Annotated in this window: 20 protein-coding genes; 15 read left to right on the top strand and 5 right to left on the bottom strand. The window is 49.9% G+C overall.

What is annotated here, in order from left to right; genetic code table 11:
- Window positions 1–8: 8 nt before the first annotated feature.
- Window positions 9–182, bottom strand: coding sequence for a hypothetical protein (locus SATMO3_RS29015; RefSeq protein WP_371374672.1), 174 nt, complete (start codon window positions 180–182; stop codon window positions 9–11).
- Between the two features lie 349 nt (window positions 183–531).
- Here SATMO3_RS29015 and SATMO3_RS29010 point away from each other — a divergent pair, with 349 nt between their 5' ends.
- Window positions 532–1770 carry a DUF445 domain-containing protein gene (locus SATMO3_RS29010; protein ID WP_371374670.1) on the top strand — a complete coding sequence of 413 codons (1239 nt, stop codon included), beginning with the start codon at window positions 532–534 and terminating at the stop codon, window positions 1768–1770.
- Window positions 1767–3029 (top strand): DUF445 family protein, encoded by a 1263-nt coding sequence (locus SATMO3_RS29005; protein WP_371374667.1) that lies wholly within the window; start codon window positions 1767–1769, stop codon window positions 3027–3029. The genes SATMO3_RS29010 and SATMO3_RS29005 overlap by 4 nt, the downstream gene beginning before the upstream one ends.
- A 47-nt stretch (window positions 3030–3076) precedes the next feature.
- Here the strand turns inward: SATMO3_RS29005 and SATMO3_RS29000 are convergent, their stop codons facing one another.
- A complete protein-coding gene (locus SATMO3_RS29000; protein ID WP_371374664.1) occupies window positions 3077–4462 on the bottom strand; it encodes a PhoH family protein in 1386 nt (461 codons plus the stop codon).
- Between the two features lie 346 nt (window positions 4463–4808).
- Between SATMO3_RS29000 and SATMO3_RS28995 the strand changes: the two genes are divergently transcribed.
- Window positions 4809–5519, top strand: coding sequence for an NAD(P)-binding domain-containing protein (locus tag SATMO3_RS28995; RefSeq protein WP_371374661.1), 711 nt, complete (start codon window positions 4809–4811; stop codon window positions 5517–5519).
- A 119-nt stretch (window positions 5520–5638) separates the two neighbouring features.
- On the opposite strand, the gene SATMO3_RS28990 is transcribed toward SATMO3_RS28995, so the two are convergent.
- Together SATMO3_RS28990 and SATMO3_RS28985 are read right to left on the bottom strand one after the other, a co-directional pair.
- A complete protein-coding gene (locus tag SATMO3_RS28990; protein WP_371374658.1) occupies window positions 5639–7003 on the bottom strand; it encodes an NAD(P)-dependent oxidoreductase in 1365 nt (454 codons plus the stop codon).
- 274 nt (window positions 7004–7277) lie between these two features.
- Window positions 7278–8213 carry a DMT family transporter gene (locus SATMO3_RS28985; RefSeq protein WP_371374655.1) on the bottom strand — a complete coding sequence of 312 codons (936 nt, stop codon included), beginning with the start codon at window positions 8211–8213 and terminating at the stop codon, window positions 7278–7280.
- A 330-nt stretch (window positions 8214–8543) separates the two neighbouring features.
- On the opposite strand from SATMO3_RS28985, the gene SATMO3_RS28980 reads away from it, so the two are divergent.
- From SATMO3_RS28980 to SATMO3_RS28935, 10 genes are all read left to right on the top strand, one after another.
- The gene (locus SATMO3_RS28980) at window positions 8544–10025 is read left to right on the top strand and encodes a tagaturonate reductase (protein ID WP_371374652.1); all 1482 of its coding nucleotides are present in this window, start codon (window positions 8544–8546) and stop codon (window positions 10023–10025) included.
- 11 nt (window positions 10026–10036) lie between these two features.
- Complete coding sequence (locus tag SATMO3_RS28975; RefSeq protein ID WP_371374650.1) at window positions 10037–11482, top strand: UxaA family hydrolase; 1446 nt, start codon at window positions 10037–10039, stop codon at window positions 11480–11482.
- 121 nt (window positions 11483–11603) lie between these two features.
- Complete coding sequence (locus tag SATMO3_RS28970; RefSeq protein WP_371374646.1) at window positions 11604–12125, top strand: TRAP transporter small permease; 522 nt, start codon at window positions 11604–11606, stop codon at window positions 12123–12125.
- Window positions 12125–13417, top strand: coding sequence for a TRAP transporter large permease (locus SATMO3_RS28965; protein ID WP_371374643.1), 1293 nt, complete (start codon window positions 12125–12127; stop codon window positions 13415–13417). Before SATMO3_RS28970 ends, SATMO3_RS28965 begins: the two co-directional genes overlap by 1 nt.
- 56 nt (window positions 13418–13473) lie before the next feature.
- Window positions 13474–14493 carry a TRAP transporter substrate-binding protein gene (locus SATMO3_RS28960; protein WP_371374640.1) on the top strand — a complete coding sequence of 340 codons (1020 nt, stop codon included), beginning with the start codon at window positions 13474–13476 and terminating at the stop codon, window positions 14491–14493.
- A gap of 144 nt (window positions 14494–14637) precedes the next feature.
- On the top strand, window positions 14638–16506 hold the full coding sequence (locus tag SATMO3_RS28955; protein WP_371374638.1) for a histidine kinase: 1869 nt from the start codon (window positions 14638–14640) through the stop codon (window positions 16504–16506).
- Entirely contained in the window at window positions 16481–17230 is a 750-nt protein-coding gene (locus tag SATMO3_RS28950) for a response regulator (protein ID WP_371374635.1), read from the top strand. The genes SATMO3_RS28955 and SATMO3_RS28950 overlap by 26 nt, the downstream gene beginning before the upstream one ends.
- Before the next feature lie 199 nt (window positions 17231–17429).
- On the top strand, window positions 17430–18692 hold the full coding sequence (locus SATMO3_RS28945) for an MFS transporter (protein ID WP_371374632.1): 1263 nt from the start codon (window positions 17430–17432) through the stop codon (window positions 18690–18692).
- 106 nt (window positions 18693–18798) lie between these two features.
- Entirely contained in the window at window positions 18799–20763 is a 1965-nt protein-coding gene (locus SATMO3_RS28940) for a methyl-accepting chemotaxis protein (protein WP_371374628.1), read from the top strand.
- A 357-nt stretch (window positions 20764–21120) separates the two neighbouring features.
- Window positions 21121–21384 (top strand): hypothetical protein, encoded by a 264-nt coding sequence (locus SATMO3_RS28935; protein WP_371374625.1) that lies wholly within the window; start codon window positions 21121–21123, stop codon window positions 21382–21384.
- A 136-nt stretch (window positions 21385–21520) separates the two neighbouring features.
- Here the strand turns inward: SATMO3_RS28935 and SATMO3_RS28930 are convergent, their stop codons facing one another.
- The gene (locus SATMO3_RS28930; protein ID WP_371374623.1) at window positions 21521–23233 is read right to left on the bottom strand and encodes an EAL domain-containing protein; all 1713 of its coding nucleotides are present in this window, start codon (window positions 23231–23233) and stop codon (window positions 21521–21523) included.
- A 161-nt stretch (window positions 23234–23394) separates the two neighbouring features.
- On the opposite strand from SATMO3_RS28930, the gene SATMO3_RS28925 reads away from it, so the two are divergent.
- Window positions 23395–24234: an ABC transporter ATP-binding protein gene (locus tag SATMO3_RS28925; RefSeq protein ID WP_371374620.1), complete on the top strand. Its 840-nt coding sequence runs from the start codon at window positions 23395–23397 to the stop codon at window positions 24232–24234.
- A gap of 10 nt (window positions 24235–24244) precedes the next feature.
- On the top strand, window positions 24245–25669 hold the full coding sequence (locus SATMO3_RS28920) for a CCA tRNA nucleotidyltransferase (protein ID WP_371374617.1): 1425 nt from the start codon (window positions 24245–24247) through the stop codon (window positions 25667–25669).
- Window positions 25670–25745 lie beyond the last annotated feature (76 nt).

Raw genomic sequence — 25745 nt, 5'->3', positions numbered from 1 at the left:
GGGGTCAATTAACGGTAGCCAAAGCGGGTGGGTATCTTGAACCGCGTGATTTTGGGAAGGGTGTCGGAGATAAAGCTAACCCGGCCGCAACTGCGACAATGGGTTATACCGTACATAGTATGATCCAGACTGGTTTTTGGGCAGCCGGTGATTGCGTGTACCAGCCATTGTATAATAGACATTGCCTCTTCTCCTTGCAATAAGTTTACCCTATTATACAGTATCCGGCGACTGACTGGCAAAGGCGGGCTGCCGCCCTGGGTCCTAACGGGTACGGATAATAGACGATGTACATTGGTTATGTATCATAAATGCACAAATCGGCACTCTAAGGCATACCTTTCAATAGTTGGATATGAAGTAATCGTATTTCTATGTTGGGACATACCCTCTCTAAATGCTTACGTCTTACTCCGGGACTTATCTGTTCTAAGAATGCCGTTTTAAGAAGGAGGCCTTAGAATCTTTTGGAAAGAGGATAAACTGGGGGCCAGACTGGACCAGAAAGACACTGGCGGGAAGGTGATAACAGTGCATATTGATAACAGCAATAAAGCAGGACTGACCTTGTTTGCCGCTGCTGCCGGCTTTTGCCTGAGCTATCCCTGGCATTATAATTTTTGGGGTGGCTTGATTAACAGTGGTTTTGGGGCCGCAATGATTGGCGGACTGGCCGACTGGTACGCTGTGACCGCTTTATTTCGCAAGCCGCTTAATATTTCCTACCGAACCGCTATCATACCCCGCAACCGTGAGCGAATTTTTCAGGCCATCGTCAAAATGGTAGAGGAAGAAATTGTTACGGCTGCAACGATTAAGGAGACATTGGCTGAGGCCGGCTTAGCCCGTATGCTGTTAAACCATGCTGCTCAGCCTGATGCCAGACAGCGTTTGTATGTATTGGCTGAGGGCGTTATGCGCGACGCCATGTGCGGCCTAGGGCCCGACAGGGTTGCGGCGGCTCTGGATTTGCTGCTCAAGGAGCATCGGGATAAGGTGCGGATTGCCCCCCTTGCCGGTCAAGCCCTGGAGTGGTCGGTAGCGCATGGCTTTATTGATAAGCTGGTAGATGGCATTCTTGATGAAATCAAATACCTGGTTAAAGAGCCCTATATGGAAAAGCTGATTAGTGATATTTACGAGAGTGCACTAAAAGCATATGCCGCCAAACAGAACCAGCGCAAGCTGGTAGGCTGGCTGCTGGAAAGTTTGCTGAATCTTGATCCGGTTACCGTGGCAGGTATTATCCAGGAGAAGATTGTAATTTTCCTGACAGAAATACAGGAATCAGATCATCCTGTACGATTGCGTTTGCTTGACTTGGTGAGCGAGGGCGCCGCCAGTCTGCAGGGTGACACAGCCCTGGCGGAAAAAGCTGAGAGTGAGTTTAAGCCGCTTATGGCCAAACTGGTTGAAAGTTTGGCTGAGTTGCCGGCCGATCATCCTGAATTTGTCGCCGGCGGAGCAAAGTGGACTGTCAAGCAAGCAGTCAGGTTTGTGGGAGAAGTAACGGAAGATGCCGCCAGAAGGGAGCGGCTGGATACGTATCTTGCCGCCTGGCTGGCCGACTGGGTAAACAAGAATCAGGGTGAAATTGGCCAGATTGTTACCACCTATCTGGAGGGTTTTAGCAATGAGGAGCTGGTGGCCTATATCGAGGGGAAAGTCATGAATGATTTGCAGATGATTCGGATCAATGGCTCTATTGTCGGCGGACTTGTTGGCATGGTGTTGTTTGTTCTGGCACAGGCAGCCGGAGTTTCGCCATGAGAGCAGGGAAACGCAGGGCCAATATGGTTTTGACCTGCGCTGCCGGCATGTTTGCCGCGGCGCTGACGTTGAAATTTTATTATCCGGGCAGTTGGCTGGCAAGCATATTTCTTACCGTAACAGAAGCCAGTCTGGCCGGTGGTGTGGCCGATTGGTTTGCAGTCACGGCATTTTTCCGTAAGCCACTGGGTTTTTCTTACCACACTGCTCTTGTTCCCCGCAACCGCAAACGTATTATTGACGCCTTATCCGCGGCTGTTGAACGGGATTTCTTAAGTAAACAGGCTATCAAAGGGCGGCTTAGTCAGGCCAATTTGCTGGAAAAAATAATGACATACGCGCAAAGAAATGATGTTCGCGCCGGCGTCAGGTCAGCTATAGACAAACTACTGGCGGAAGTGGCGGAAACACTGGACCCCAGTGCTGCTGCCAGATATGGCGAGCGTGTGCTTAAACTAGCGCTAAGACGTCAGTCGGTAGTGCCGCATTTGGCGGCTATCATCGGCTGGGCATTGGCTGAGGGCAAAGGCAGTGATGTGTACAAGGCCATTATGGATGAGTTGGCTGAAGTGGTGCGGCGGGATAAAACCCGTGACACTATTTACGATTATCTAAAGGATCTTAAACAAAACACCGCCCGGAAAAACTGGCTGTCTGCCGTTGTTACCGGTTTCCTGGAAAGTATAGACGGGATCAACCTGAAAGATGCGGCGATTGTTCTGCAGAAAGAATTAATTGATATTATCGATGAGCTTATGGAGGAAGAACACCCGGTACGGCTCTGGTTTCAGAGTGAGCTTAAGCATATATTGGAGAAACTGACTACCGATGAGTGGGAGGAGGCCGTCAACGACTGGAAGAACGGGCAATTGACAAGAATGAACCTGGCAGTACCCTTAACTGTTTTAGCCGAAAGCGTACTGGCTGCGCTGAAGCAGCCTTCCGGTTACCGGCTGGCTTTGGCCGACTGGCTGACAGAACAAACACTGCACTGCTGGCAGCAGTTTCAAACTAATGGCTCACTCCAGCTCCAAGCCGAGGAATATTTAAAAACGCTGCTCTTTACTATTTCCGAGCAGGAACATTATCTTGTCGGCCTGATGGCTCGCCGCGCACTGCAAAAACTTTCCGATGAAGATCTAAATGCGTTTATTGAGGATAAGGCCGGCGATGACCTGGACTGGGTCAGGATTAACGGAGTAGTTGTCGGCGGGGTGGCCGGGCTGGGGCTGGCGCTCATTAAGCTCTTCATACAGTAATTGCAGTAACAGCAAACCCGCCCCGGAAGGGGCGGGTTTGCAATTTCCTACAGACGCAGCGAAGCTTCTGCCGCCAGCGGCGAACGTTCGCATTCATCATGTTCTAAAGTTACCTGGAAGCATAATTTGCTGCCTTTCATCTTCTCGGCGGCATAGACCAGGCCATTAGTGCGGCTGTCCAGGAAGGGGTGATCGATTTGCTCAGGATCACCCAGCAGAATGATTTTAGTGCCCAGGCCGGGGCGCGTTATGACACCTTTAGCCTGACGCGGGGTTGAATTCTGCATTTCATCAAGAATTATCCAGTATTTCTGCAATGAGCGGCCTCGCTGGTAAGCCAGTGCTTCAGTCTGAATAATGTGTTTGTCAAATAGCATCTGCACGGTATCTTCAGCCTGTTCGATTTCTTTAGGCTCTGTCATGTTATGGCCGGACATGAGGGTGAACAGGTTGTCGCGGATGGCGCGCATGTAGGGATCTATCTTGTCTTGCTCTGAACCGGGCAGGTAGCCAAGGTCTTCATCCATAGGCACATTTGGCCGGCATATCAATAGATGGTGGTAGGCTCGCGGGCGGCAGTCCAGATGGTTGTAGAGGCCGACCGCCAGTGAATAGAAGGTTTTGGCTGTGCCGGCCGGACCTTTGATAATAACAAGCGGCGCTTCTTCCGCACTTAGCATCAGGCATTCCTGCATAAACACCTGCCCAACATTGCGGGGAGAAACGCCGAAGGGATTACGGCTGCGATATCTTAGATGCACAACTTTTTGACCGTCAAAACGCCCGAGAGCGGTATGGCGGTCTTTCTCAGAAGAACGGATTAACAGGAACTGGTTTGTTACCAGTTGAATGGGAACCATAGTGTGGCTGGCTTCGTCAAACACCCTGAGAACATCAGGATCAATATAATTGCCATCATCCTGATGGAAGGCATTGATTATGTCGGAAGAGGTATATACGATAGCCCGTCCGGTATATTGTTCCTCGACGCTGGCTACTTTTTCGTTGCGGAAGTCTTCCGCCTGAATACCAAGAATAGCCGCTTTGACCCGCATGTTGGTATCACGGCTGACTAGGATGGTGGAAAGATTGTCTTCGGCAAGGCCCTTGCATACTTGCAGGATGCGGTTGTCAGGCTTGGTTTTGTCCCAATAGGCAGGTATCTGGGTATCAAGATGATTGGCCTCAATGCGCACAAGTCCGCCGTGGTCATTTAAGGATACACCGGCTAACAGGTTGCCTTGTGCCCTGAGATTGTCGATCATTCGGCTGACCAGCCGGCTGTTGGCTCCGCGCTCACTGGTTTCGGATTTAAACCGGTCCAGTTCCTCTAATACGACTTCGGGAAGGATCACCGTGTGCTCGTTAAAGGCAGTGATCGCGTAGGGAGAGTGTAATAACACATTAGTATCTAACACGTAATACTTAATCAAAGATTCATCCCCCTTTTTTACATTATCAGAAAGTATCCCCTTCTGATAATAAGTAAGAACGACTAAGGCTTCTGCCGGCGTCCTGAAGGACTTGGCACAAGCCAAGTCTTTTCTTATCTCGCCATCTGAAAAAGCTGCGGCAAATGGTTCGGGGCTATTGCCTATATATTAAATTGTACTTGCGGTCTTGCGTTAGTATGTTAGCAATTTATTAATTCCCGGTTAATTTCTTGAACAGGCCAGTTGGCACCACTTGCCGGACTTGGGCATATATTACAGAGAACTTACTGTATTGTATGAAGGCTGGGCAGGGAACGTAACCTATAGACGAGGTGACTTAAGGCAAATGAAACAAGTGGGTTTGATTGGTGTCGGGCGAATGGGCAGAGTATTGGCCGGTAAATTAGCCGGGCATGTTGCATTAAAGCTATATGACCGTAATGAAGGCCGCTCGCAGGCAGCCGCCGGCGAGCTGGGTGTCTCTGCCGCCGGCAGTATTGAGGAACTGGCTGAATGGGGTGCAATTATTCTGGTTGTGCCTGACCGGGAAGTAATTAGTTTAATAAAAGACTTTAACCAGATGGAGCGCCCGCTGAACATTATCAACGTGGCCACAAATGTAGCCCAGCACGTATTAACAATGACAGCCCGGCCGCAAGTAAAGTGTATTGGGGCCAAGTTTGTCGCCCAGGCGCGGGAAATGGCGCTGGGAGCTGAGCCGGTGATCATTGTCGATGAGCACCCGGCGGAACTTGCCGCCTTGGCCCGGGAGATATTAGCCCCGGCTGGCAGAATAATTCTCGGTCATGCTGACAGTGTTACATATATAAATACACAGGCAGCCGAGAAAGCATTGACAGCAGCCGTGCTGATTGAAGAAACACTCCGGTCACAGCCGTACGCCAATTCCGAGGTCATCAAAAGCGCTATCAGACAGGTTGCAGCCGGGATATTAAAGGCTTACGCCGACAATGACTTGGGCCCGTTTGCCCGTGAGATTGTAAGGGCTATCAGGGCTAAGCTTGGAAATAGCAATATGCATGAAAAAAGAAACTAAAAACAGCCGCCGGGCCCGCAAGCGGGTCTCGGCGGCTGTTTTATGCTGCAAAAAAGTATAAGTCCTTTATAGTATAAGGCGCTTGCGCTTTCGCTAAGCAGGTAGCCAGATGTGCACTCTTATACACCGCATTCTTCCAGAAGCTTTTTGGCTTCGATATACATGGCGATTCCCTGGGCCACCCGTTTGGCTTCTTTCATGGCCAGAACCACCGTGGCCGGTTCGTGAACAACGTCACCGCCGGCAAAAACACCGCGCCGGGTAGTCATGCCATATGGACGGTCTTTAGTCTTTACATAACCTTGTTCGTTGACCTCAATACCTGTTGTCGTGGAAACAATACGGGCTGCCGGACGCTGGCCAATGGCCAAAATCACTTTGTCGGCGCTAAGGGTTTCTATCCGCCCTGTTCCATGGATATGCTTATCACTTTCTATCTCCATGACCTCATATTCAAGTCCGGTAAGCTTATCCTCGCCTAAAAATTTCTTGGTGCTGGCCAGCCAAATGAACTCCACGCCCTCTTCGCAGGCTTGCTGATATTCCGAAGGCAGGGCTGTGATTTCTTTCACGGTGCGGTGATAGACAACACTGGCTCTCGCCCCCAGACGAATGGCGGTCCGGGCAGCGTCCATGCCTACGTTGCCGGCGCCGATTACAACAACTTTGTCTCCCAGTTTTACCGGAATCTCTTTGTGATCAACCTTGCCAGCCCTCGCCAGAGCCACCATTTGCAAAAAGTAGCTGGCCTGAAGTACGCCGGACAATGTGTTGCCGGGAACTTCAAGAATGCGGGGCAGGGCTGTGCCTGTGCCGATGAAAATAGCGTCATAGCCGTCGATGAACAGTTCATCAATCGTAATGTCCGGCCCAACCAGAACCTCGGTATTGAACTTGACTCCCAGCCGTTCAATGCGTTTGATTTCCCGCCTGACAACATCTTTATTCAAACGAAAATCAGGTATTCCATACATTAAGACACCGCCCGGCTCGGTCTGTCCCTCGAAGATAGTGACCTGATAGCCAAGTTTGGCCAGGTCGCCGGCCACGGTCAGTCCGGCGGGTCCGGAACCGATAACTGCAACTTTGCCGATATAGGAAGCTGGCGGAGTGTGAGTGGTTAGCTCCATTTCAGCGTCAAAATCGGCAATAAATTGTTCCAACTTCCCGATTTGGATACCTTTCCCCTTTTTCGACAGGACGCAGGCCCCCTCACATTGTTTTTCGTGGGGGCAGACTCGGCCGCATACGGCAGGGAGGTTGCTGCGACGGGCGATTATTTGGCTGGCTTCGCCAACATTGCCCTTAGCCAGAGCTGCGATAAACAGAGGTATTTCATTCTCAATGGGACAGCCTGTACGGCAAAGGGGATTTTTACAGTTTAAACACCGCTTGGCCTCGGCAATAGCTTCGCGGGGGCTGAGGGCGCCTTCTGTTTCATCGAAAGACAGCGGGTAGTTGTCTCTGGTAGTTTCATCAGCCATGGGTGTGTACCTCCTTATGTTGTCTATTGTTAATAATACTGCAGCAATTATGCAATAAAATAAGCGCATGTGATGATACATGGCGGGGGTATTTGCCTGGTTTATCGGAAAAAGCCGGCAAAAGCCAGGATTGGATAGTAGGTTTGGATGGCGTAGATTTTGTCGCAATGCAAGGCGGAGGAGCCTCGTATACCGGAAATATGTAAGGCGGCGACAGCACCGCAATGCGGAAAAAGACGCGTCAGCCAAACCAAGAATTAATCTGGTCAAGGTACTAGGATGCTTCCTGGTTTTTTTCTCCCCTTGGCTTTTGCCGGCGGGTGAAGGCGCCTGTTCCCAGACTGACAGCCACAAGCACCAGAATAAGCGCCACATAGTGCTGCCATACCATCTTTTCTCCTAAAAAGATGGCTGAGGCTAAAAGGCCGACAACCGGCTGACCATTTAAAAACAGGGAGGCCATTGAGGCTCCGATATGATGGATGCCGGTATTCCATAATACTGCACCAAGGGCGGTACTGATCCAACTGGAGAACAGTAAAACGGCTATCGGCCAGAACTCGAAGGCGCCGCTAAACATCCACACCGGGTTTACGGCCAGACCTAGCAGCACCAGCGCCGGGGCTGCAATTAGATGACTATATACGGCAATAATGAGCGGTCTGGTATGCTGGGCGCCCTTTTTAACACAGAGTGAGCCGGCTACATATACCAGCATGGCTATGAGCATAACGCCGTCCCCTAAAAGCGTTGCCTGACCGGCATCGGTTTTATTGGTGACAATAAGCAGCACGCCGCCAAGCCCTAAGAAGATACCGATGGTTTTGTTCCAATTCAATGGTTCGTTGACAGCCCAACTGGCAGCCAGTGTCGTAAACAGCGGGTTAAGCGCCAGTATCAGTGAGGCGTGAGTGGCGCTGGTGGCGTTAATACCCCAGGATAGGGTTATCTGATGTAATACGATATTAAACAGCGCCACGCCGCCTATTGGCAGCCAGGCCGCACGTGGCACCGGCTGCCAGCCGCCAGGGTAAAAAGCGGCCGGCAGTAAAAACAGGGCGGCCAGTACCATCCGGATTGCGGCCAGCGCCAGCGGCGGGTAGTAATTTGTCAGATATTTAAGCATAACAACATTAATACCCCAGAGAAAAACAACTGCGACCATCATGGCCGTAATACGGGGCAGCCGGGGAGATGTACACGGGTTCATGGGATACTCCTTGTTCATAGAAAAAAGTGTATATCAGGATAGTACCATGACTGGTGCTTCAAGGCAACCCTTAACAGGCTGAGGGTTGCAAGCTAAAAAAAACACAAAATATTATAAAAAAAGTTTCTATCGCAAAACCTGTCCGGACTATAAAATTAGATTTGGATAGTTTTAAGAATAGTTTTACTATATGAAATTCAATAAAGATTCTTTCATCTGGTAATTAGTAACGTTTTGCCGCTGGCGCTGTACTGCGTTACTTACCGCCTGCCTGTAAATCATTATTGGATACTATATAAAAATTATCAATAAAACACAGGAGGTTTGGATATGAACAAAATTAGCCGCCAAATCCATCCGGTAGCCAACCTGCCCGAACGCGTGATTCAGTTTGGCGAGGGAAATTTTTTGCGGGCCTTTGCCGATTGGATGCTTCATGAAATGAATAAACAGGGCTTGTTCAACGGCCGGGCTGTACTGGTTCAACCCATTGCCGAGGGACTGAGCAGGCAGATTAACGACCAGGACGGGTTGTATACCCTGCTGTTGCGCGGCTTGAGTAACGGCCAGCCTTACGAGGAGAAGGATATAATCACCTCGGTAAGCCGCTGCCTTAATCCCTATAGCCAGTGGCGGGAATTTATCGAGTGTGCGGAAAATCCATCGATTGAATTTGTCATCAGCAATACAACCGAGGCTGGTATTGCCTATGATCCAACCGACAAACCGGACAATACGCCGCCGGTTTCCTTTCCGGGCAAACTAACAGTTTATCTGTATCACCGCTATCGGCATTTTAGGGGTGATGCCGCCCGGGGAATGGTTATTTTGCCGTGTGAGCTGATTGACAGAAATGGCGATAACCTGAAAAAGGTGGTCTTGCAACTGGCAGGCGACTGGCAACTGCCAGCCGGGTTCAGGGACTGGGTTCAGAAGCACAACTATTTCCTCAATACATTGGTGGACAGGGTAGTGACCGGTTACCCCCGGGATGAAGTCAAGGAGCTGGAGGCCAAACTTGGTTACCAGGACAGTCTTCTGGACGCCGGCGAGTTATTCCACCTCTGGGTCATCGAAGGGCCCAAACATCTGGCGGAGCGTCTGCCGTTCACCAAAGCCGGACTCAACGTTATCTGGACTGAAGATATGACTCCGTACCGGACCCGCAAAGTCCGGATCTTAAACGGAGCCCACACATCGTCAGTACCGGCGGCTTTTTTGTACGGCCTGGATACTGTGGGCGAAATGATGGAGCATGGAGTTATGGGCCAATATGTAAGGCAAGTTATCTTCGATGAAATTGTGCCGTCGATCGATCTTGATAAAGCCATGCTTACAGACTTTGCCGCCAGTGTTATGGACAGGTTCCGCAACCCGTTCATCAAACATTACCTTCTCAGTATTCTCCTCAATTCTTCTTCCAAGTTTAAAGCCAGAGTGCTGCCTTCCATTCTGGAATACCACACAAAACATGGCAAATTACCGGATAAACTGACTTTCTCACTGGCTGCGCTCATTGCAGTTTATAAAGACGGCAGGGTCGAGGGCAGCGGCATGCAGGCCCGGCGTGAACAGGGCGGGTTTATCATGAAAGACGATATGCCGGTTTTGGAGTTCTTTGCAGATGTATGGCGCGGTTTTGACGGCTCGCCGGCAGCCGCCCGCAGCGTGGCTCAGGCTGTGCTGGGCAATACTGCCTTATGGGGGCAGGATTTAACACAAATCGCCGGACTGGTGGAAAAGACCGGCGAATATCTCTACAGCATAGCGGCCAATGGCATGCAGGCAACCGTTAACAAGCTTGTATATTAGGAGGTGCTGACTTGTCACAGCTGAAAATTCACGACAAAGATAATGTTGCTGTTGTTCTTGCGCCGGCGGAAAGCTCTAAGGCCGGCCGCGGGCACAAGATTGCCCTGGTCGATATCCGCGCGGGCGAGCATATTATTAAATACGGCTTTCCCATCGGTCATGCCACCGCTGACATCAAAGCCGGCGAATGGATCCACACCCATAATATTAAAACCAACCTGGGGGACATCTTAGAGTATGAGTACCGGCCGGAGACTCAGGCGGCAGTCCACACCGGCGACTGCCCTGTATTTCAGGGGTATCGCCGTGCCGGCGGACGGTTTGGGGTGCGCAACGAAGTATGGATTATTCCGACAGTAAGCTGTGTTAACCAAAATATCCGGCTGATTGCAGAGCAGGCCGCCGCGCAGTTTGCCGACAGGTCCAATATTGACGGCATTTTTGCGATTACCCATCCTTACGGTTGCTCCCAGTTAGGGGATGATCATAAGAATACTCAGCGCATTCTGGCTGATTTGGTACAGCATCCAAACGCCGGCGCCGTACTGGTAGTAGGCTTGGGATGTGAAAACAATTATATTGCCGAGTTCCAAAAAGTATTGGGTGACTATGATCCCGGCCGGGTTAAATTTCTTGTGGCTCAGGAGGTGACTGATGAAATCGCCGCCGGTGTTGAACTGGTGGGTGAGCTTGTACAATACGCCTCAGGCTTTGTACGGGAAACCTGTCCTGTATCCGAGTTGGTTATTGGCCTTAAGTGCGGCGGGTCTGACGGATTTTCCGGCATTACGGCCAACCCGCTGGTAGGGTCATTTTCCGACCGGCTGCTGGCTTGTGGCGGCAGCACCGTTCTGACCGAGGTGCCGGAAATGTTTGGGGCTGAAACCATTTTAATGAACCGGGCCGTGGATGAAACGGTATTTAACAAAACCGTAAATCTGATCAATGACTTTAAAGACTATTTTGTGAGTCATAACCAGCCCATTTATGAAAATCCTTCTCCCGGCAATAAGGAAGGCGGTATCAGCACATTGGAGGAAAAATCCCTGGGTTGTACCCAAAAAGGCGGTACCGGTCAGGTAACCGATGTTATCGGATATGCCGGCCGGGTAACGAAAAAAGGGCTGACTTTGTTAAGCTCGCCTGGTAATGATATGGTGGCGGCGACGGCGCTGGCAGCGGCGGGGTGTCAGATTATTCTCTTCACCACAGGCCGGGGAACGCCGCTGGGCACAGTTGTGCCGACAGTTAAGATCGCCACCAACAGCGAATTATTTGCCCGCAAGGCCAACTGGATGGATTTTGACGCCGGCCGGCTGCTGGACGGCCTGAGTATGGCTAAGATGACGACTGAATTTCTTAACCATATCATTGGCGTAGCCTCCGGCCGGCCGACCAAAGCCGAACACATGGGCTTTCGCGAAATTGCCATATTTAAAAATGGCGTAACTTTGTAGCAGCTAAAAAAAACACAAATTATCCTAAAAAAAACATTATACAAAATATTTTGAAAGAACAGTAAAATGTACAAGAAAGCAATGCGCATTATTAGCAACTTATTTTTTAAGGAGGGATGACGTGGAGGCGCTTAAAAAAATTGTTCTGGCTATAGACACTCTATTTGAAAGTGTTGCGCTCATAGGTCTGGCAAGTATGATTATTATTGTAATCACGCAGGTTATGACCCGGAAGCTCCTGAATTTCGTGTTCTTCTGGTCAGAGGAAATGACACTGCTCTTATTAGTTTGGTTCGCCTTTATGGGGATGGCTATCGGTTTTCGTGAACATTTGCATTTAGGAGTAGACTCCTTCACAGAGTTTTTGCCAGCTAAGGTTAATCTTGTTTTGGATAAAATCATCGGCATTAGTATTTTTGGATTTGGGGTATATTTGATTTATTATGGCTGGGATTTTACCGTTATGATGCACGAATCCACGCTGGCGGCCACCAAACTGCCCAACAGTACACTTTATGTGGTGATGCCGGTTACCGGTATTATGACCTGCGCTTACTCGGCCCTGCAGGTTGCCGGCTTTGATACCAGACGCCACAAAGGCAACGAAGTGGAAATGGGCGGCGCTATGGGAGGTGGGGAATAATGGACCAGCAAGCAATAGCAGTCACACTTCTTGTTGTCAGCTTTATCGTGCTCATGGTTTTTCGTTTCCCCGTTGCCCTGGTTTTAGGTTTTTCCACTATGCTTACCATGATGTACATGGATATCCCGCTGGCGGTGTTAGGCCAGCAAATGATCCAGGGAATCAGCAGCTTCTCGCTGCTTGCCATACCATTCTTTATTCTTACCGGACAAATCATGGGCGAGGGCGGCCTGGCCGTCAGAATGGTTAATCTGGCCTACCTGATCGTGGGGCGTATCCGCGGCGGACTGGCATTGGTTAACTGTGTCGCCTGTATGTTTTTCGGTAATATTTCCGGTTCGGCTGTTGCTGACGCTTCTTCCGTAGGTTCGGTTATGATCCCGATGATGAAGAAGAAGGGTTATGACGCCGACTATTCGGTTGGTCTTACCATCTCATCGGCCATCCAGGGGGTTGTTGTTCCTCCCAGTCACAATCTGGTGCTGTATTCTATTGTTGCCGGCGGCATTTCAATTAAAAGCCTGTTTTTAGCCGGTATTGTTCCTGGATTTATTTTACTTGGTACACTAATGACCGTAGGTTATCTTATTGCCCGCAAACGCGGCTACCAAAAGGGCGATCCGGTGGATAAAGCCAAAGTTCCCGGAATTTTATTTCACGGACTGTTATCGCTATCGCCGGCGGTTATCATTCTCGGCGGCATTATTTCCGGCTGGTTTACCGCAACCGAGTCAGGTGCTATGGCCGCACTGTACTCCTTTATTCTGGCGTTCGGTGTATACCGGGAAGCGCCGCTGTCCTCCATGGTACCTGTTCTGAAGCGTACCTTCCGGACGGTATTGATGGTGTATTTCCTGATAGCAGCCTCCGCGGCGTTTGGCTGGGTGCTTGCATATCTTAAGATTCCAATGCTGGTTACTGATTTCTTTTTGAGTGTTTCGGATAGTCCGCTTGTCATTATGATGCTGATCAATATCCTACTCCTGATATTGGGCGGACCGATGGATATGGCGCCCATGATTCTGATCATGACGCCGATCTTGCTGCCGGTATGTACGGCTATCGGCATTGATCCTGTACACTTTGGCCTGATTCTCATCTTTAACGCCGGTATGGGCCTTTTGACGCCGCCTGTCGGCACGGTATTGTTCGTGGGCTGCGCTATCGGCGGTGTCACACTGTCGCAGGGTACCAAAGCCATGATGCCTTTCTTTTATGCCATGATTCTCGTGCTGCTTCTGATCACTTATGTTCCTCAGACTGTTATGTGGCTGCCAAACATGTTTAAATAGCACGCTTCATTACTAACGGGGATTCATCCCAACATTATTTAAGGGGGATATTAATAATGAACAAAAAGAAACTGATTGCCGGCGCTTTGTCCTTGATGCTGGCCGGTTCGCTTCTGGCCGGTTGCGGTGGTTCCAAGGACGGCGGAGCGGCCGACAAGAAAGCCGAAGGCGCGAAGTACACCTTCCGTCTGGCAGAAACGCATCCGGCCGATTATCCGACCACCCTGGGCGACAAGAAGTTCGCCGAGCTGGTTAATGAACGGACCAAAGGACGTATCAAAATTGAAGTATTCCCGTCCTCTCAGCTTGGTGAAGAAAAAGCCGTTATTGAGCAAGTTCAGCTTGGCGCCATTGAATTTACCCGGGTAAGCTCATCCCCGCTGGCTGAATTTAATAAGGCCTTCGGCGTATTCTCGCTGCCATATATTTTTGATAATGACGCCCATGTGTGGAAATTCCTGAACAGTGAAGCCGGCACTAAGATGCTTGATGGTTTGGAAAAATCCAAAATGAAGGGCTTGGCTTACTATAGCTCAGGTTCCCGCAACTTCTACACCAAGAAGCCTGTTACCAGCGTGGAAGATCTGAAAGGTCTCAAAATCCGCGTACAGCAAAATAAAATCAACATGGACCTGATTAGCGCTCTTGGCGCCAGCGCTACGCCGATGCCTTACGGCGAAGTCTTCAGCGGCCTGCAAACCGGCGTAATCGACGGCGCTGAAAATAACTCCCCCAGTTACCTGACCGCCAATCACTATCAAGCAGTTAAGAACTTCATTCTTGACGGTCACCAGCGTGTGCCGGAAGTTCTCCTAATCAGCAAAGTTACCTGGGATAAGCTTTCAGAAGAAGACCGCAAAATCATTAAGCAAGCCGCTATTGACTCTGTGGCAACCCAACGGGAAATCTGGGATAAGTTTGAAAAGGAATCTCTGGATAAACTTAAAGCCAGTGGCGTAGTAGTTACCGAAGTGAAAGACGTTAAGCCCTGGCAGGATGCCGTAAAACCTGTTATTGAAAAGTATGGCGCGGACTATAAAGAGGAACTGACAGCAATCGATCAAGCACGTAAATAAAACGATTATACAGGGAGAGGCCGCCGGCTTCTCCCTGTTTTGCACTGAAATTCTTTTAGCAGCAGGGCGATACCGGCTTATACTTTCGCCAAAGGCGCGGCGCAAGCCGTGCCTTCTATATCTGATGGGCAGGATAAAAAAAAAATGACGCGAAACATTATGGTTATGAAGAAGTCGCTACTTAACTTTGTCAGTGAAATCATATGGTTTAAAGATCAATCATTAACCTCCAAGCTCTTCACCTTTTCGGCTGTACTGGTAATTATTCCGATGATTGTGGTAGGGGTTATTTCCTATTATCGCTCATCCACTATTGTTGAAGGGGAGGCCAAAAACTACACCTGGCAGATTAATGAGCAGGTTAAAACCCAGATCGAGTATTATTTGCGCGATGTTGAAATAAACTCTTTGAAAATTCTGAATCACGTTGACATGATCAGCCTCTTAAAAGCCGGCAATGTCAGTGATGCCGAGCGTCAGGAACTGGTTAATGCCGTACGGGAATTATTGGAGAGCACCGCTTATTCCCGCCCGGATATTTCCAGTGTTGCCGTGCTGCTGGACGGATATGGCGTAATTGACAGTCTGTCTTATCGGGGTTCCTATCCGGTCAGTGAACTGGAAAAAGAATATTGGTATTCCTCTGTTCCCGGCAGTGGCAACTCCATGCTTGTCAGCAGGATTGTTAACTGGGGGAACTATCAGGAGCCGGTTATTACCATTGCCAGACGTATTTACAGCCCTAAAACACTGGAACCTATCGGTATGCTGCTTATTGACGTTAATTTTCGCCGCCTTCAGGACATCGCCGACAAAGTGAATGCTTTTGGCGAAAGCTCTTTTTATATTCTGGATGCCGAAGGCCATTACGTTTACCATCCTGACAGCTCCAGGCTTGGCCGCCGGGCGGAATTTATTAACCTGGAAAGTATTTTATCGCTAGAGGATAACTCCTTTCTGTCTGAGCATGACCAGGTGGTTATTTTGAATCACTCGTCAGCCTTAGGCTGGCGGTTTGTTACCGCCATTCCGCGGGCAGAGCTGTTTAAAGGCTCGGCCCACATTGGACAAACTATTTTCTGGACAGTGGTTATTACCCTCTTAATTGCCTACGGATTGGGCGTAAGTTTTGCCAGTACCATTATCAGGCCCATCCGCCGTCTGCAGCGGTTTATGAAAAACGTCCAGGTTGGCGATTTTAGCCGGCGCGTGCCGGTGGAATCCAGTGATGAGATCGGTCAGCTGACACATGGCTTTAATAATATGGTGGAAAAGCTTTCCGCCCTTATGGAGGAAGTTTATTTTTCCAAGCTGCGGGAGACTGAAATGTCGCTGGCGCAAAAGGAGATGGAACTGAAGGTATTGCAATCGCAGATTAATCCTCATTTTCTCTGTAATTCACTGGAAACCATCCGGGGGATGGCGCTGGAACAGGATATGGGAGATATTGCGGCTATGTCGGCTTCTCTGGGCACGTTGCTGCGGTATAACTTAAAGACTGTGTCGCCTACGGTAACGCTGCGTGAAGAGATTAATTTCTGTACCGTTTATCTCAGAATTCAACAATTCCGTTTTGAAAAAAATGTTAAGTATTGTTTTGCTATCCCGGAGTGGGCAATGAATGCCATGATTGTTAAATTCTCCCTGCAGCCATTGGTGGAAAACTGCTTTGTCCATAGTGTCGGGAGCGGTCCTGAGCCAACCCGCATCACTATATCGGCCTCAAGGGAAGACGATAATCTTGTTATCCGCGTGGCTGATACCGGAATCGGTATGGCAGAGACTATGTTAGACAAGATCAAGAATGATCTGGCGACAAAAGATATTACCGCAGGCGGTTCTCATATCGGTATTGTGAATGTTCACCGGCGAATCATCAATCTGTTCGGTGAAGGTTATGGCGTAAGCGTTGACAGCCGTTCGGGCGCAGGCACTACCGTTCTGGTCAGAATGCCGCTTATACAGAATACAGAGGGAGCAGGTCAGCATGAAGACTATATTAATCGTGGATGATGAAAAATGGGTACGTTCTGCTTTGAAATGGACAGTCGAGCAGACCGGCCTGCCGGTAAGGGTAATCGGTCAATGCAGCAACGGCCTTGAGGCGCTTGACTGGCTTAAATCAAATAAGGTTGACTTGGTGTTGGCGGATATAACCATGCCGGTTATGAACGGACTGGTATTTCTTGAGCAACTACGGTTGGGAGGCAATGACCAGGACGTTATCTTTATTACGGTTAATGAGGATTTCGGCTGTGTGCAGCAGGCTTTGCGCGCCGGCGCCATTGACTATTTATTGAAGCCGGTCGAGAAAGAGCAGCTTACTGTCTGCCTGAATAAATGGTTTACCCGCAAAGAGAAGGCAGTCAAGTCCCGGGTGGTTCCGAGCGAGCCAACCGGACAACTGTCGCCGGTTGAACAGGTGATACACTTTATTGAATCACTGCCGCCCGGACAGGTAACACTGGCTGAAGCCGCCAAGCATGTACACATGAATCCCAGTTACTTAAGCCAGCTTTTTAAGCAGCAGACCGGAACGAACTTTATTGAATATATAACCAGGCTTCGCCTGAGAGAAGCCAAACGGCTGCTGCAGTCGACAACCTTACGGATTTCAGAAATCGCCGAACGCCTGGGATACTCCGATTTGGCCTACTTCACCAATATCTTCAAGAAGCTTTGCCGGGTTACTCCATCGGAATATCGCAAGTTGCACAAAGGCGACGATGCTTTATAATGGCTTTGACAAAATAATGAAAAAATCTGGTGGGATTGTTTATGCCGTTCCGACCCGCACTGAACTGCTGATAGGGTCCAACAGGCGATAAACAATCTTTTTGTATGCCTGTTTATTAACTGTTTACGTCAGTAAAGGTTGACGTGAGGTGCCTTTAAGGAATAAACTAGTAACTATCTATAACCAAGGGGGGGGTGGCGTGTTGGCAGGGATAAAGCTGAGTGAAACATTCCGGGCGCTTAAACACCGCAATTACCGGTTGTTCTATTTTGGGCAGGGAATGTCGCTGGTTGGCACCTGGATGCAGCGGACAGCCACCGTTTGGCTGGTTTACCGCCTGACCGAGTCGCCGGAAGTGTTAGGTAATGTAGATTTCGCCGGCCAGATCGCAGGGGTTGTGCTAATTCCCCTGGCCGGAGTGCTGTTAGACCGGTGGAATCGATACCGGACTATTCTCTGGACGCAATTATTAAGCATGATTCAGGCGATATTCTTAGCCGGCCTGGTATTCAGCGGGACGGTGGCGGTTTGGCACATTGTTATCCTGAATATGGCTCTGGGGATTATCAATTCGTTTGATATGCCTGCCAGGCAGGCATTTATCACGCAGATCGTCACCGATAAGGAAGACCTGGCCAATGCCATTGCTCTCAATTCAGCCATGTTTAACAGTGCGCGGATTATTGGGCCGTCAGTGGCCGGTCTGGCGATTGCAGTCTTTGGCGAAGGACTATGCTATCTGTTTAATGGCATAAGTTATATCGCGGTACTGGCGGCGCTGCTGGCCATGAAATTTCACAACACCCAGCCAGCTGCTAGTACCCGGAGTAATATTCTCTGCGGTTTAAAAGAAGGCTGTAGCTATGCCTATAATAGCCTGCCAATTAGAATGGTCTTATTGCTGCTGGCGCTCGTGAGTCTGGCGGGGTTTCCAGTGCTGCCGCTTATGCCTCTCTTTGCCGGTCAGGTTCTGGGAGGTGGTCCTGATACATTAGGGTGGCTGATGGCAGCCTTTGGGGCCGGTGCACTTATTGGTACAATTTTTCTGGCTTCCCGGACCACTGTCCTGGGTATTGAAAAGATCATTGCGGTTACTTCGGCTATTTTTTCACTGGGCTTAATGGCCTTTTCGCTATCAACGTCAATCACACTTTCGCTGGTGATCGCCTTTATTATGGGGTTTGGTATTATTGCGCAGATGGCTTCCACCAATACCATTATCCAAACGCTGGTAGATGAAGATAAACGCGGCCGGGTAATGAGTCTTTATGTTCTATCTTTTGGCGGGCTAACACCGATAGGCAGTCTGCTTGCCGGCCATGTCGCCGGACTGATCGGCGTTTCTTATACTTTTTTGCTGGGAGGGCTGCTCGGTTTGGGGGGAGCAGTGCTTTTCTCGCTAAATTTGTCAGCCTGGCGGTCTGTAGCGCACCAGGTATTTGCCGACAAAGGAATTATTTGAGTATAATTACCAGTATTTTGCAAAGGAATATTGGGGCTTTGGTGGAATGGTTTACTATATTAGTCGATGATTTTTTTGTGAAAAAAATAACAAGGAGGATCCAAATATGCTGCAAAGCATTCAGTTTAAGCAGTCATTAGCTACCGGACTTATTATTTTGCTTGTTACCGTATTGCTCTCGAGTGGTAGCGGTTATTTTTTTAGCCGCTATGCGGATGAAGGTAACCGGCAGGCTGCTGTTCAAGGGGTTGCCGGCTTGCAACTGGAACTTGACGGCTGCCGGGAGCAGGCCCGGGTTGCAGCGGTTATGGCGGCCAACCGGCCGGATATTGTTCAGGCCATTGCTGCCAGAGATCCGCTGGCAGCGGCGCAGGCGGTCAGGAGACTTAATGCGCAGGAAACCGTCGCCGCTATTCAGATTATGGATAGTCAGGGACGTGTTCTGACCGGCGAGGGAAAACCGATCAGCAGCCAGGCGGCGAAAGGGTTTATCGAACAGGGGAAGGTAGCAACCTATTATGATGCTGTACCTGGCGAAGCCGTCATGGTCATGGCCATTGCCCCGGTAAAGGATGGTTCAGGCATTGCTGTCGGGGCCGTTGTAGCCGGAAATGTATTCAGTCAGGACGCTTTTGTAGACAAAATCAAAACTCTGCATAAAGTGGATGCCACTGTTTTTGCTGGCGATACCCGGGTGGCCACAACCATTATGCAGGATGGCATTCGGGTACTGGGCACAAAGCTTGATAGCAGGATCGCAGACATTGTCTTGGGGAACGGGCAACCATACGCCGGCGACGCCAAAATTCTGGGTATGCCTTATGTTACTTACTATCAGCCATTATTAGATAACAATCAAAAACCAATCGGCCTCTTATTTGCCGGTAAATCGGAAGCTGAGGCGCTGGCGGCACGCAATCAGATTCTGGTTACCTTAGGATTGGCGGGAGTTGCCGTTCTCTTTGTCGGGATTTTATTCTCAATCTGGGCGGCGCGCAAAGTGACTAAACCTATCCAGGTAATTGAACAGCTTATGCGGCAGGCCGGCGAAGGCGACCTGACTGTCAGGGCCGAGGTTGCTTCCGCGGATGAGATTGGTCGTCTGACTCAGTCTTTTAATACCATGCTTACCAATCAGGCGGAGCTTGTTGGCGCCGTCAGCCGGGCCAGCCAGGAAATTGCCGCTGCCTCTGAACATCTGGCGGCATCCAGTGAAGAAATGAGTTCAACAGTGGCTGAAGTAGCCGGCAGTATCGGACGGGTGGCCGATAATGCCAAATCCGGGGAAACCGCTGCTGAAACGTCAGCACAAGTACTGGCCGGTCTGGCCGAACTAATCGGCGTTGCCAAAGAAAGGGCTGTTTCCGCGCAGGGCGCTTCGGGTATCACTTCCGAGGCTGCTATTTCCGGCCAGTCCAAAGTGGCCGGTACAGTTGCCTGTATTGCCGAGATGCGGGCTAAAATCTCTGAGACCGAGAATCTTATCGGTAAGCTGAATGAATATTCCAGCCAGATTAGTGTTATTACCGAAACCATTACCGGTATTGCCAACCAGACTAACCTGCTGGCCCTGAATGCGGCAATTGAAGCGGCCAGAGCCGGTGAAGCAGGCCGCGGTTTTGCCGTTGTGGCCGAGGAGGTGCGCAAGCTGGCGGAGCAGTCCAGCCAGGGGGCGCAGGAAGTAGCCGCTTTGCTGAGTAAAATCACGGACAGCACGATGTCGGCCGTGGAGGCCGCCCGGCTGAGCCGGGCCGGCATGGAGCAGGTAGTTCAGTCAACCGATGCAGCCAGTTCCGCCCTTGACAGCATACTGGCCGCAGCAAGCGGTACAGTCGCCGATATTGATCAGATTATGCAAGTGGCTGATGATGAGGTGAAAACCTCCAGTCAGATTGTCGAACTTATCGGCCAACTGGCGCTGGGCTTGCAGGACACGGCAGGTCTAAGTAAAGACGTAGCCAATGTTGCGGAACAAACATCAGGTGTCGTTGAAACCGTGGCTGCCAGTGCCCAGCAGTTAACAAGCATGGCTGCTGAGCTTAAGGATATGGTTACTAAATTTAAGGTGTAAAGAGAAGCAGGCGAACATTTTGCTAGTGTCCGCCTGCTTCTCCTCATAATAATACAGAGGCGCATTCTTTTTTCAAGAACCGGATCGGCTTTTTCTTCCCGCAGGTAGGAACAAGCCGATTTTCTTTATGATTTATAGTAAGATAATCTCTATATACGCCAAGAGGCTTGTACAGATACGAAAAGTTTTACCCGCACGGCAAGATTAGTTACCAATTCTGAGCGGTAAGATACCATACGCTCACTTCTTCGCACGGCTATAGTATCAGATATTTGCGATGGCCGTTAGTTTAACGGTAGCAATAATAGAAATGTCAGCATATTATGTAGCAAAGGCGGAGATAAAGGAGGGACTTACATGGCGTACCTAAGGCGTCCTTATTGGGAATATCCTGAAATTGATGACTGGGACGACGATGATGACGATGACGACGATGACTGGGACGAAGAGTCAGAGACAGGAGAAAACAGGCAGTTACTGCCTCTTGTTGCCGGCTTGGGTTTAGGCTTAGCGCTTAGCTGTAATCCACGCTGGTATTGTAATCCGCGGCGGTTCTGCTACCCACGACGATTCTGCCGTCCGCGCCAGGGCTGCTATCCGTGGATGTGTTTCCCATTCTAAAAAACATGATATATAAATGGCTTTCCTCCGGGGAGGCCACTTTTACTTTGATAGCAGAAATAGTACATACAAGCCATAGCTTTAGGGACTGCAGAAAACCCCGCCAAACCATGGCGGGGTTTTCTGTTTTATTATATTATGAGTTCAGTGGCCAAGGGCCGGGTTTCGCGATATAAAAGCCTTGTGAAAAGTCGATGTTATAATTCTTAACGGCACTGAATACTGATTCGGAATGAACAAATTCGGCAATGGTTTTAATGCCCATATCCTGGGTAAAAGTGACGATGCTTTTGACAATGGCCTGAGAACTGGCATCCTGATCGATATTTTTTATCAGGGAAGCATCAATCTTCAGATAATCGAAATCGAGCGACAGTACATAAGCAAAGTTAGAGTAACCTGAGCCAAAGTCGTCGACCGCCAATTTGCAGCCGGCGGCTTTTAAGGTCTTTAAAAACTGAGCGGCTGCGGAATTTCCTTCCAAACGGTGATTTTCCAAAACTTCGAAAACCACCCGGTTGGCTATGTTATATTTAGCCAGTTGTTCTTGAATTAGTGTGGCTGTCGCAGCATCTTCCATATCCTCCACGTCCAGGTTTATGGAAATCTCATCAGGCAGATTACGGAAAAGAAAAAATGATTTTTCGATAATTGCTTTGGTAATAGCCGGATATTGTTTGGTTGCTTTGGCAATATTGATAAATTGAAAAGGGGAGATTATATTGCCTCTATTGTCAATAAGGCGGGCCAAGACTTCATAATGCCGGTTTTGGGGCTCTTTATGGTTATGGATTGGCTGAAAATAGGGTACGATACGGTCATGCTTTATGGCGTCCTGCAGTAAGGCTGCCCATTTGATATTATCCTGGTAGCGGGCATCTATGCCTGCAGATTCCTGAAAAAACAGGTGTGATTTACGGTGAAGACGGGCTTCGCGCAGGGCGATATCGGCCTTGATGACCAACTTTTCGGGATCGGCGCTGGTTGTGAACGCAATGCCCATGGTTACCCGTAACAGTACCTGCTGTTGATTATTGGTGAACTTGGTAGCCGGGATAACAGAGGTGATATGTTTGGCCAGAAGTTCAAATTTGTCCAGGACGCCGGGCAGGTCAGCCACTTGCCGTGCATCCATAAAGATAGCGTATTCGTCGGCATGCACCCTGTAAAGCCGGTAACCGTTGCCGGGTAAAGCTGCAGACAACAATTTAGCCAGGCTGACAAGGATAAAATCTCCTTCGGCGTAACCGTAAAAATTATTTATCTGTTCGAAGCCGTCAATATTGATAAGAGCGACTACCGGCACTTGCGAGCCTTCCACATCACGAAGTAAGCGGAGACGGTTAGGCAGGCCGGTGAGGTTGTCGGTATAAATCATGCGGATAAGTTGCTTTTCCCGTTCTTTAAGCGCTTGCGTCCGCTCTGTGACCCGTCTTTCCAAGGTTTGGTTGGCGCTAATCAGTTGTTGCTCCAACCGTTTACGTTCTGTAATATCTTTTAAATTCTTGACAATGCCGATTACTTCACCGCAGGCGGACAGCAGCGGCGTGGCAGTTAAAATATATGACCGTTCTCTGGCAGTGTCCTTGTGCAGGGTGATGTCGGTATCGAAGCCCTGGCCTGTTTCAAGGATACGGCGCAAGGTACAAGCCGCGGAGGCATGGTAACACGGTTCAAAGATATCGTAGCACTTTCGGCCAATAATCTGTTCGCGTGAGGTGCCAGTCATAACAGCAAAAGCATCGTTGGCCCTCATAATGGTAAAATCACGGGCGATAACGCACATGCCATCTCCTGCGGCATCGAATATTTGTTGCAATTCATCAAATTCTGGTGTAATGTGAATCACGCCCGGAGTAACCCCCTAAAATAGGATATACATTGCTATCATACCATTTAAGCTGACAAATTCCATATAGGACTTTCGGCCTATAGACAGACAGCGCCGGGAAGGACTTTGCCAGTGTTTGTGGAAAAATATACTTATTACGAATTTGTGCGAGGTTAGTTATGATTGATATAGCAGGTCTATACAAAAAATTTGGCGAGCGTACGGCGGTAGATAATCTCACTCTGACAATTGAGCAGGGAGAGACCTTCGGGCTGCTTGGCCCGAATGGAGCCGGCAAGACCACAACGATACGGGTTCTGACGATGCTTACCAGGCCAACAGCCGGTACCATCCGCATTAATGGCTGGCGCCTTCCTGAGGATGAACTTAATATCAAGTCAGTAATTGGTGTGGTGCCCCAGCATTTTAATTTGGATGCTGACCTTACTGCCAGGGAAAATCTGGATTTGCACGGCCGGCTGCACCATATGCCCCGGCAACTGAGGCAGGAGCGAATGGCCGAACTGCTGGACTTTGTCGAGCTTAGTGACCGGGGCGATGATATGGTGAATACCTTTTCAGGCGGAATGAAACGCCGGCTGATGATTGCCCGGGCGCTATTACATAGACCGAGGGTGTTGTTCCTGGATGAGCCGACAGTAGGCCTTGATCCCCAGGTCAGACGGCGCTTATGGGACCTTATCAGGCGGCTGAATGCTGACGGTCTTACCGTACTGTTGACTACCCATTATATTGAGGAAGCGCAGAGTCTCTGCCAGCGGGTTGCAATTATGGAAAAGGGCCGGCTGATAGCGCTTAACAGTCCTACGGCGCTTTGCGAACGACTGGGAAATTATGTTGTTGAATGGGTGGAAAGCGAAGGGACCCAGTACCGGTTTTTCGGCAACCGCGCCGAAGCAGCTGCTTTTGCGGGGACGCTGTCGGTCAATACAACGCTCAGGCACAGTAACCTGGAAGATGTTTTTGTGGAATTAACCGGCCGACGGGTAAGCGGTTAAGGAGTTAGTTATGAATACAGCCAGAAAAATTATGCAGGCATTAGCTACAGCCGGATATACCGCTTATATCGTAGGCGGTGCTGTCCGCGATTTGCTGCGCGGTGTTCAGCCTGAAGATATTGACATTGCCACAAATGCCGTACCTGAGGAAATTCTTGCGGTGGCTGACGCCGAGGGGTGGAAAGCCGTCACGGTAGGGGCTGCTTTTGGGGTGGTGGCAGTTGTAGCCGGCGGCAGAGCCTATGAGGTTGCCACCTTTCGCAGTGAATGCTATGGCGCTGACAGCCACCGGCCAGAGGCCGTTACCCTGGGGGTGGGCCTGGAGCAGGATCTTTCAAGGCGGGATTTCACCATTAATGCCATGGCCATGAGTACGGAAGGCGTTATTATTGATCTGTTCAAGGGCCAGGCGGATTTGGCCGCCGGCATTATTCGTGCGGTCGGCCGGCCGGCGGCGCGTTTTGCGGAAGACGGACTTAGGATGTTCCGGGCGGCGCGTTTTGCCGCCAGGTTTGGCTTTAGTCTGGACAAGGAAACCTTTAATGCGATTCCGGTCAATATTGGCCGGGTGGAAGGGTTATCTGTCGAACGGGTTCGCGCCGAGATTGAGAAAACATTACTTGCCGGCTTTGCCGCACAAGGACTGACGATTATGATGCAGACCGGGCTCTTTGCGGCAAGGTGTCAAGTCAGGGAGCAAGGCCGGGTATTTGCCGTACCTGTGCTCGAAGAGCTTTGCCACCTTGTCGGTCTTATACAAAATCCCCGGTATCATTGTCATAACGCCTGGCAGCATACGCTTGCCGTTGTTGATCTGGCTCCGCGTAAAACTGTGCTCCGCTGGGCGGCTCTATTGCACGATGTGGCCAAAGGCTGGCCGGGAGTAAGAACGGTCAACCGGGAAGGCCGGCCTTCCGACCCGGGGCATGATAAAGCCGGTGCGGCGGCGGCGGCCATTATTCTTAACCGGCTCAGGGTGGAGCGGCAGGTTGCCGAGCGGGTAGTGTGGCTTATCAGCCACCATTTGATATTCCCGGCCGCTGAGCCGCCGGCTGTGCTCAAATGGCTCAAAAGGCTGGCAGTCAGTTTCAAGATGGAAAATCAGTTCCGGGAAGCAGTGGCCCAGCTATTTGTGCTGCACCAGGCAGACCGGCTGGGGGGGCATACTCAGCCTGATATCCATGGCCTGAACGCTGTCAAAGAAATTGCAGAAAATCTGCTGAATGAGGTACCGTTCTTTGTCTCTCAGCTTGGTATCAGCGGACGGGAAATTGCTGCAAAACTGGGAAGCGGTCCTGACGTGGGACAGTTTCAGCAAAATCTGCTGACAAGAGTTCAGTCCGGTCAGCTTGACAATGATTATGACGCTCTGGCGGCTGCACTGAGCGCGCGCGCAAAGCGCCTGCAACAAAAAAAATCGCTATCATCACAGTAAGAATGTTTCCTCGAGTTTTTGCAAAGAATACACTTGACTATCGACGGCGCATAATATATAATCAAAAACAAGTTAA

Source organism: Sporomusa aerivorans, from assembly GCF_041428895.1.
Taxonomy (GTDB): domain Bacteria; phylum Bacillota; class Negativicutes; order Sporomusales; family Sporomusaceae; genus Sporomusa; species Sporomusa aerivorans.
This window is presented reverse-complemented; position numbering and strand designations above follow the sequence as displayed.